Consider the following 8,289-nt stretch of genomic DNA (forward strand, 5'->3'; position numbering starts at 1 on the left):
CAATGGTGAGCGGGGAGCCGTAGGGTGTCAAGCCTGTGGATAACCTGGGCCGCGCCCGCCCCGGAGCCGGCGCGCGGCCCTCCCCGGTGTCCGCCGGTGCCCGCCCGCGCACACCGGGCGCTGTCCCGGGCGGCCGCGGCTGAGTACCGTTCCGCTTCTGAGGCACATGTTTCAGCGACGAGTGGCGGGCGCCGCCGGACGGCGGGCGTCCGCGGCGACGGGCGGGACCGGGACGGCCCCGGGAGCGGGCCAGGGGAAGGGCGGCATGGAGCAACACGACGGCAGCGCCGGCACGGGACGACGGTCCCCCGGCGGCGGAGGCATCGCCGCGCTCTCGCTCCCCTCACGCATCGTCGTGGCCGTGGCCGTGCTGGCCGTGGCCGCGGCCGTCGCCGTCCACCTGGGGATGGTCTTCCTGCATGTGGCACCGGCGAACACGGTCTCCAAGCAGCACGCCAAGACCATCGACGAGTACATCTACCCGGAGTTCGAACAGAACTGGAAGCTGTTCGCGCCCAACCCGCTGCAGCAGAACATCGCCGTACAGGCCCGGGCCCAGATCCGTACCGCCACCGGTGAGCTGCGCACCACGGAGTGGAAGGACCTCTCCGCGCAGGACGGCGCGGCCATCCGGGGCAACCTGCTGCCCAGCCACACGCAGCAGAACGAGCTGCGCCGGGCCTGGGACTTCTTCACCGGCTCGCACGACGCCGAGAACCGGCCCAACGGTCTGCGCGGCAAGCTCTCCGAGGAGTACATACGGCGGATCGTGATGCTCCGGTTCAGCCGCGAGCGGGAGCCCGGCACCGTGGTCCGGGTCCAGGTCCGCTCCGCCACCACCGCCGTCGCCCCGCCGCCGTGGAGCGACGAGAAGATCGATACGAACCCGTCCTACCGCGAGTACCCCTGGTGGCCGGTCGGTGACGCCGACCGGCCCGGCACGGACGGGGTGGGCCGCACGGACGACTCCGCGGCGGCGGACGGCGCGCGGCTCGCGAAGGGAACCACCCGATGACGAACCAGCCTTCCCCGGGGCGCCCCTCGATACCGCCCGCGGCCGCGGGCGCCGCGACGGAGCCCGACGCGACGCACTCCACCGGTCAGCTCTCCACCGAACAGCGTGCCACCGCACAGCACCCCACCGAACAGCGCCCCGCCGCACCCGCCCCCGGCACGCCCTGGCGGCGGCTGCCCGCCACCTGGGCGGGCGCGGTCTCCCGGGGCCTGGCCCAGGTCCTCGCCCGGCCCCTCGGCCCCCATCAGACGGCCGTGGTGCGGATCGGATTCGCCTTCACCTGGCTCTGCTTCCTGCTCCGCGAGTGGCCGTACCGCCATGAGCTCTACGGCCCCGGCGGCCCGTGGAGCTGGGACATGGCGCGCCAGTTCATCGGCACCAACGACGCCTTCACCCTGCTGATGTGGTCCCACGGCCGGGGCTGGTTCGAGGCCGTCTACGCCCTCGCCCTCGTCTCCAGCGCGCTGTTGATGGTCGGCTGGCGCACCCGCACCATGTCGGTGCTCTTCATGGTCGGCGTGCTGTCGCTGCAGAACCGCAGCATCCTCATGGGCGACGGCGGCGACAACGTCATCCACCTGGTGTCCCTCTACCTCGTGCTGACCCGGTGCGGGGCGGTGTGGTCCCTGGACGCGCGCCGCCGCGCCCGCGCCGCCGCGACCACGCCCGGGGCGCGGGCGTACGAGGGGCCCGGGGAGCCCGGTCGGGACCTCACCGGTCTCGTCCTCTGGGCCGTGCTCGGCCTCGCTCTCGCCACCGTCACCCTGCTCGGGCAGCTCAGCACCGGCTGGGCGCTGGTCTTCTGGGGCCTGTGGGCGGCGCACGCCCTCTGGTGGGCGGCGGTCCGGCACGCCCGCGACCGCGGCGGGCCCACCGAGGCCGTGACCGTCCTGGACACCCTCGCCAACCTCGCGCACAACGGCGCCCTGCTGGTGATCATGGTGGAGGTCTGTCTGATCTACGCCACCGCCGGCTGGTACAAGGTGCAGGGCTCCCGGTGGCAGGACGGCACCGCGCTGTTCTACCCCATGAATCTGGACTACTTCTCGCCCTGGCCCGCGCTCTCCGACGCGCTCGGCAGCAGTGGGCTGATGGTCATGGTGATCACCTACGGCACGGTGATCGTCCAGGTCGCGTTCCCGTTCACCCTCTTCAACCGCCGGGTGAAGAACGTGCTGCTGGTGGTCATGATGGTCGAGCACGCGGCCATCGCGGTCGTGCTCGGGCTGCCGTTCTTCTCGCTCGCCATGATCGCGGCGGACGCGGTCTTCCTGCCCACCGGCTTTCTGCGGGGGCTCGGCGCCCGGGTCGGCCGGGGCACGCGCCGGCTGTTCCCCCACCGGGCCCCGGCCGTCCTGCCCGGCCCCCGCTCCGGCGACACCGGCGCCGATGCAGGCACGGACACCGGCGCCGGCACGAACGGTGACCCGAGCACCGGCACCGGCGCCAACCCCGACGCCAACCCCGACCCCAACGCCGACGGCGACACCGACACCCGCACCCGCCCAGACAACGGCGGTGCGGAGGCGTCCGGGGCCACCGTCCCCGGGACCGTAGGCTTCAGGCCATGACCGAGGACGGAACGGACGCGGCCCAGGGCGCCGTACGCACCTGGCGGGACCACGCCGGGGACGCCGTGCTGCTCGACGGCTTCCACGCCCTCAAGCACGCCCTGCGGTTCGGCGCACGGCCGCGGGTGGCCGTGACCTGCGACCGGGCGGCCCTGCTCGCGCTCACCACCGAGCTCGCCCCCGATCTGCTGGACACGATCGCCGCGTCCGTCGTGGAGGTGCCCACCGCCACCCTGCGGGACCTGGTGCCGCGGGTGCACCCGACGGGCGTGGCCGCCCTGGCCGACCGGCCGGACGCGCGGGCCCAGCGCGCCCTCCTCGCCGCGCGGCCCTGGCAGGCGCCGGTGGTCGTCCTGGACAACCCCCGCAACCTCGGCAATGTCGGCGCCGTGGTCCGGCTGGCGGCCGGCATGGGCGCCACCGGCGTGGTCACCCTCGGCGATCTCGACCCCTGGCACCCCAACGGGGTGCGGGCCGGCGCCGGACTGCACTACGCGACGGCGGTCGAGCGGCTGACCCTGGACGAGCTGCCGGACGGCCCCCTCTACGCCCTGGACCCGGAGGGCGCGGACATCCGCTCCACCACCATCCCCGACGACGCCCTGATCGCGTTCGGCTCGGAGCGGCACGGCATCTCGCCCGAACTGCGGGCCCGCGCCGACGGTCTGCTGGCCCTGCCCATGCGTGCCCAGGTCTCCAGCTACAACCTGGCCACCAGCGTGGCCATGACCCTGTACCACTGGAAGTCCTGACCCCGCGCGGGCCGCCCGCCCCTCGTGATCGCGCCCTACGCCGGGCGGCGGACCTCCACCATCCGGAAGCGGTTCGCCACGAACGCCCCGTCGCACAGCGCCGCGTTCGCCGCCGGGTTGCCGCCCGAGCCATGGAAGTCGGAGAACGCCGCGGTCTGGTTCACATAGACCCCGCCGGTGAGGTTCAGCGACAGCTGGGCGCACTCCTCCAGGCAGGCGTCCTCGATCAGCCGCTCGGCGTCCGCCGACGTGGTGTACGCGCCGACCGTCATCGCGCCCTTCTCCCGGACCGTGCGGCGCAGCAGTTCCACGGCGTCGGCCGTGGAGTCGACCGCCACCGCGAAGGCCACCGGGCCGAAGCACTCCGACATGTAGGCCGCCTCGGCGTCCGGTTTGGCGCCGTCCAGCTTCACGATCACCGGGGTGCGGACCGTGGCGCCGGGGAAGTCGCCATGGGTCACCTCGCGGGAGGCGAGGGCCACCTCGCCCAGCCCGGCCGCGGCCTCCAGCCGCTCCTTGACCTGGGGGTTGACCAGCGCGCCCAGTACGGCCGTGGCCCGCGCGTCGTCGCCCAGCAGCCCCTCCACGGCCGCCGCCAGGTCCGTGACCACCTCGTCGTACGACTTCGGGCCGGCGTCGGTGGTGATCCCGTCGCGCGGGATCAGCAGGTTCTGCGGGGTGGTGCACATCTGGCCGCTGTACAGCGACAGGGAGAAGGCCAGGTTGCCGAGCATCCCGCGGTAGTCGTCCGTGGAGTCGATGACGACCGTGTTGACGCCGGCCTTCTCGGTGAAGACCTGCGCCTGGCGGGCGTTGGCCTCCAGCCAGTCGCCGAAGGCGGAGGAGCCGGTGTAGTCGATGACGCGGATCTCCGGGCGCACGGCGAGCGTCTTGGCCAGGCCCTCGTCGGGGCGCTCGGCGGCCAGGCACACCAGGTTGGGGTCGAACCCGGCGTCGCGCAGCGCCTCGCGGGCCACCCGCACGGTCAGGGCGAGCGGCAGTACGGCCCGCGGATGCGGCTTGACCAGGACGGGGTTGCCGGTGGCCAGCGAGGCGAAGAGCCCGGGGTAGCCGTTCCAGGTGGGGAAGGTGTTGCAGCCGATGAGCAGCGCGATGCCGCGCGGCACGGGCGTGAACGCCTTGCGGAGGGTCAGCGGGTCGCGTTTGCCCTGGGGCTTGGACCACTCGGCCGTCTCGGGGGTGCGGGTCTGCTCGACGTAGGCGTACGCCACCGCTTCCAGGCCCCGGTCCTGCGCATGGGGGCCGCCCGCCTGAAAGGCCATCATGAACGCCTGTCCCGAGGTGTGCATCACGGCGTGGGCGAACTCGTGCGTGCGGCCGTTGATGCGGGAGAGGATCTCCAGGCAGACCAGGGCGCGGGTCTCGGGCCCGGCCTGCCGCCAGGCCGGCATCGCCTCCCGCATGGCGGGGAGCAGGGCGCCGGTGTCGGGGTGCGGATACTCCACGCCCAGCTCCACGCCGTAGGGCGAGACCTCGTCTCCCGTCCAGCCGTCCGTGCCCGGCTGGTCGAGCTCGAACCGGGTGCCGCGCAGGGCGTCGAAGGCCGCCTGGCCCTCGGCCGGCCCCAGGCTCCCGGGCGCGCCGCCCTCGCCGTACGCCTTCGGGTGCTCGGGGAAGGGCGACCAGTAGGCGCGGCTGCGGATCGCCTCCAGGGCCTGGTCGAGGGTCGGTCGGTGCTTCTCGATCAACTGGAGGGCGGTGAGCTCGGCGGCCATCGCAGACCAACTCCTCATCGAGCTGTCAGGACAGGGCAGGGACAACACGGCTAGATTAACCGAACGATCGGTCGGGACAAGAGGGCCCGGCGAACCTGTGGACAACTCACGCTCCGGGAGGATCAGCGGCATGAGCGCACTCGACCGCGCGGCCACCGTCGCCGTCGTCGGAACCGGCACCATGGGGCAGGGGATCGCGCAGGTCGCGCTGGTGTCCGGGCACCCCGTACGGCTCTACGACGTCGCCCCCGGCCGGGCCGCCGTCGCCGTGGACGCCATCGCGGCCCGCCTCGACCGGCTCGTGGAGAAGGGCCGGCTGAGCGCCGCCGAACGCGACGCGGCGCGGGGCCGGCTGAGCGCCGTCGGCGAGCTCGCCGCCCTGGCGGACGCGGGCCTGGTGATCGAGGCGGTGGTCGAGGACATGGGTGCCAAGCAGCAGCTGTTCAGCGCCCTGGAGGCGCTGGTCGCCGAGGAGTGCCTGCTGGCCACCAACACCTCCTCGCTCTCGGTCACCCGGATCGCGGGCACCCTGCGACGGCCCGGCCGCTTCGTCGGCCTGCACTTCTTCAACCCCGCGCCCGTACTGCCCCTGGTCGAGGTGGTCAGCGGCCACGCCACCGACGAGGCCGCCGCCGAGCGGGCGTACGCCACCGCCGCCGCCTGGGGCAAGACGCCCGTACGGTGCTCCGACACCCCCGGGTTCATCGTCAACCGGGTGGCCCGCCCGTTCTACGCCGAGGCGTTCGCCGTGTACGAGGAGGGGGGCGCGAGCCCGGCCACCCTCGACGCCGTACTGCGCGAGTCCGGCGGTTTCCGGATGGGCCCGTTCGAGCTGACCGACCTCATCGGGCAGGACGTCAACGCGGCCGTCAGCCACTCCGTGTGGGAGGCGTTCCTGTACGACCCGAAGTTCACCCCCTCGCTCGCCCAGCGGCGGCTGGTCGACGCGGGACTGCACGGCCGCAAGTCCGGCCGCGGCTGGTACGACCACGCCGAGGGCGCGCCCCGGGCCGAGCCGCACACCGCCGCCCCCGAGCAGGCGCCGGCCGAGGTCGCGGTCCAGGGCGACCTCGGGCCCGCCGCGGAGCTCGTGCCCCTGATGCGCGAGGCGGGCATCGCGGTCACCGTCGCCGAGCGGCCCCCGGGCGACGCCTCCGGCTCCCCCGGCGTCTCCGGCGCCCCTGGTGCCTCCGGCCCCTCCGGCGAGCCCGCCGGCGCCCTTCTGCTGCCGGACGGCACCCGGCTGTCGCTCACCGACGGCCGCCCGGCGACCCTGGACGGCGCCGGCCGCCGGATCGTCTTCGACCTCTGCCTCGACTACCGCTCCGCGACCCGGGTCGCCCTGGCGCCCGCGGACGCCGTGGCGCCGCGGGGCCTGGCCGACGCCATCGGCCTCTTCCAGGCCCTGGGCAAGCGCGTGAGCGTCCTGCCGGACCTCCCCGGGCTGATCGTGGCCCGGACCGTCGCCCGGATCGTCGACATCGCCGCGGACGCGACGCTGCGCTCGGTCGCCTCGGGGGCCGACATCGACACCGCCATGCGCCTCGGGGTGAACTACCCCCTCGGCCCGCTGGCCTGGGGCGACCGGCTCGGCGCCCGCTGGGTGACCGGGCTGCTCGACGCCCTCCACGCCACCTGGCCCGGCGGTCGCTACGCGCCGTCCCCGCTGCTGCGGCGGTGCGCGGCCACCGGCCGCCCGCTGTCCCACCCGGGGAACGAGCGCGGCGAAGGCGCGGGATAATCATGGACATGAGCGAGCCCGGCAGCCGCGCCACGAGTCCCCGGCGCGACACCTACACGCCCGAGTCGCTGCTCGCGGTCGCCGTCCAGGTGTTCAACGAGCGCGGTTACGACGGCACGTCCATGGAGCACCTGTCCCGGGCCGCCGGGATCTCCAAGTCCTCGATCTACCACCACGTCCGGTCCAAGGAGGAGCTGCTCCGGCTGGCGCTCAGCCGCGCGCTCGACGGGCTGTTCGCCGTACTCGACGAGCCGGGCGCCGGGCAGGGGCGCGCGATCGAACGGCTGGAGTACGTCACCCGCCGCACCGCAGAGGTGCTCATGGCCGAGCTGCCCTACGTCACTCTGCTGCTGCGGGTGCGCGGCAACACCGACACCGAGCGGTGGGCCATGGAGCGCCGCCGGGAGTTCGACCACGAGGTGGCAGAACTGCTCAAGAAGGCCGCCGCCGACGGAGACCTGCGCACCGACGTGGACGCGCGGCTGGCCACCCGGCTGCTCTTCGGGATGATCAACTCGATAGTGGAGTGGTACCGGCCGGAGCGCGGCGGCAGCGCGGGCAGCGAGGAAGTGGCCGAGGCGGTCATCGTCACGGCGTTCGCAGGACTGCGGGCGACGCCCGGCGCGCATCAGTCCTGACCGCTGCCCGGCCCCGGCCCACGGTCGGATGCGCGGTCCCGGCCCATGGTCGGAAGGCTCACAGGCCCGGGTCCATGGACAGATCGGTCTCCTCGAACACCAGCAGCGTGCGCGTGCTGAGCACCTCGGGTATCGACTGGATGCGGGTGAGCACCAGCTCCCGCAGGGCCCGGTTGTCCTCGGTGTGCACCAGGAGCAGCACATCGAAGTCGCCGCTGACCAAGGCGATGTGCGCGGCGCCCGGCAGTTCCCGGAGCTGTTCGCGCACCGCCCGCCAGGAGTTCTGCACGATCTTCAAGGTGATGTACGCGGACGCCCCGTACCCCGCCCGCTCGGGGTCGATCCGGGTGCTGAACCCGCGTATCACGCCGTCGTCGATCAGCCGGTTGATCCGGGCGTAGGCGTTGGCGCGCGAGACGTGCACCCGCTCGGCCACGGACCGTATCGAGGCGCGCCCGTCCGTGCTCAGCATGCGCAGGATCGCCCGGTCGATGGCGTCCAGCGAGCGCGCTGACCGGCGCGCCTCCCCCTCCCGGCCGCTGTCGGCCATCCGTTCAGCAGCCATCCCCCTGCGCCTCCCCTGCATGGACGTCCTGTCCTCATCTCAGGGCCCGGGGAACCGTTTGTCCACAGGCCGACGGCGCCTGTAGCCAAAATGTGCTGGCGACCGAACAATCGGTAGGGAGGGGCGTACCACCCGCGCGCCCCTCGTCAGGCCCGTCCCGCCCCCCTGGCTCATCGGCTCGGGGACATCCAGGAGGTGCTCGCGCGGGTCGTACCCGGTGTGCCAGTCGCCGCGCAGCAGGGTCAGGGCGCGCACCGGGTCGAGGCCGCGG

7 protein-coding genes are annotated in these 8,289 nt (G+C 73.8%); 5 read left to right on the forward strand and 2 right to left on the reverse strand.

The window, feature by feature from the left end:
- Positions 1-265 precede the first annotated feature (265 nt).
- Genes ACSNOD_RS08435 through ACSNOD_RS08445 form a run of 3 tightly spaced genes read left to right on the forward strand, consistent with a single transcriptional unit; the run spans position 266 to position 3,338 of the window.
- A complete protein-coding gene (locus tag ACSNOD_RS08435; protein WP_436766152.1) occupies positions 266-1,015 on the forward strand; it encodes a DUF5819 family protein in 750 nt (249 codons plus the stop codon).
- The gene (locus tag ACSNOD_RS08440) at positions 1,012-2,586 is read left to right on the forward strand and encodes an HTTM domain-containing protein (protein ID WP_436766153.1); all 1,575 of its coding nucleotides are present in this window, start codon (positions 1,012-1,014) and stop codon (positions 2,584-2,586) included. The genes ACSNOD_RS08435 and ACSNOD_RS08440 overlap by 4 nt, the downstream gene beginning before the upstream one ends.
- A complete protein-coding gene (locus ACSNOD_RS08445) occupies positions 2,583-3,338 on the forward strand; it encodes a TrmH family RNA methyltransferase (RefSeq protein ID WP_436766154.1) in 756 nt (251 codons plus the stop codon). Before ACSNOD_RS08440 ends, ACSNOD_RS08445 begins: the two co-directional genes overlap by 4 nt.
- Before the next feature lie 35 nt (positions 3,339-3,373).
- Here ACSNOD_RS08445 and paaN read toward each other — a convergent pair whose 3' ends face one another.
- Positions 3,374-5,074, reverse strand: a complete 1,701-nt coding sequence (paaN, locus tag ACSNOD_RS08450) for a phenylacetic acid degradation protein PaaN (protein ID WP_436766155.1) — start codon at positions 5,072-5,074, stop codon at positions 3,374-3,376.
- 130 nt (positions 5,075-5,204) lie between these two features.
- Between paaN and ACSNOD_RS08455 the strand changes: the two genes are divergently transcribed.
- Entirely contained in the window at positions 5,205-6,815 is a 1,611-nt protein-coding gene (locus ACSNOD_RS08455) for a 3-hydroxyacyl-CoA dehydrogenase (RefSeq protein WP_436766156.1), read from the forward strand.
- 8 nt (positions 6,816-6,823) lie between these two features.
- Positions 6,824-7,453 (forward strand): TetR/AcrR family transcriptional regulator, encoded by a 630-nt coding sequence (locus tag ACSNOD_RS08460; protein ID WP_436766157.1) that lies wholly within the window; start codon positions 6,824-6,826, stop codon positions 7,451-7,453.
- 58 nt (positions 7,454-7,511) lie between these two features.
- Here the strand turns inward: ACSNOD_RS08460 and ACSNOD_RS08465 are convergent, their stop codons facing one another.
- Positions 7,512-8,018, reverse strand: a complete 507-nt coding sequence (locus tag ACSNOD_RS08465; protein WP_436766158.1) for an Lrp/AsnC family transcriptional regulator — start codon at positions 8,016-8,018, stop codon at positions 7,512-7,514.
- Positions 8,019-8,289 lie beyond the last annotated feature (271 nt).

It is taken from the genome of Streptomyces sp. URMC 123 (genome assembly GCF_051386515.1).
GTDB lineage: Bacteria > Actinomycetota > Actinomycetes > Streptomycetales > Streptomycetaceae > Streptomyces.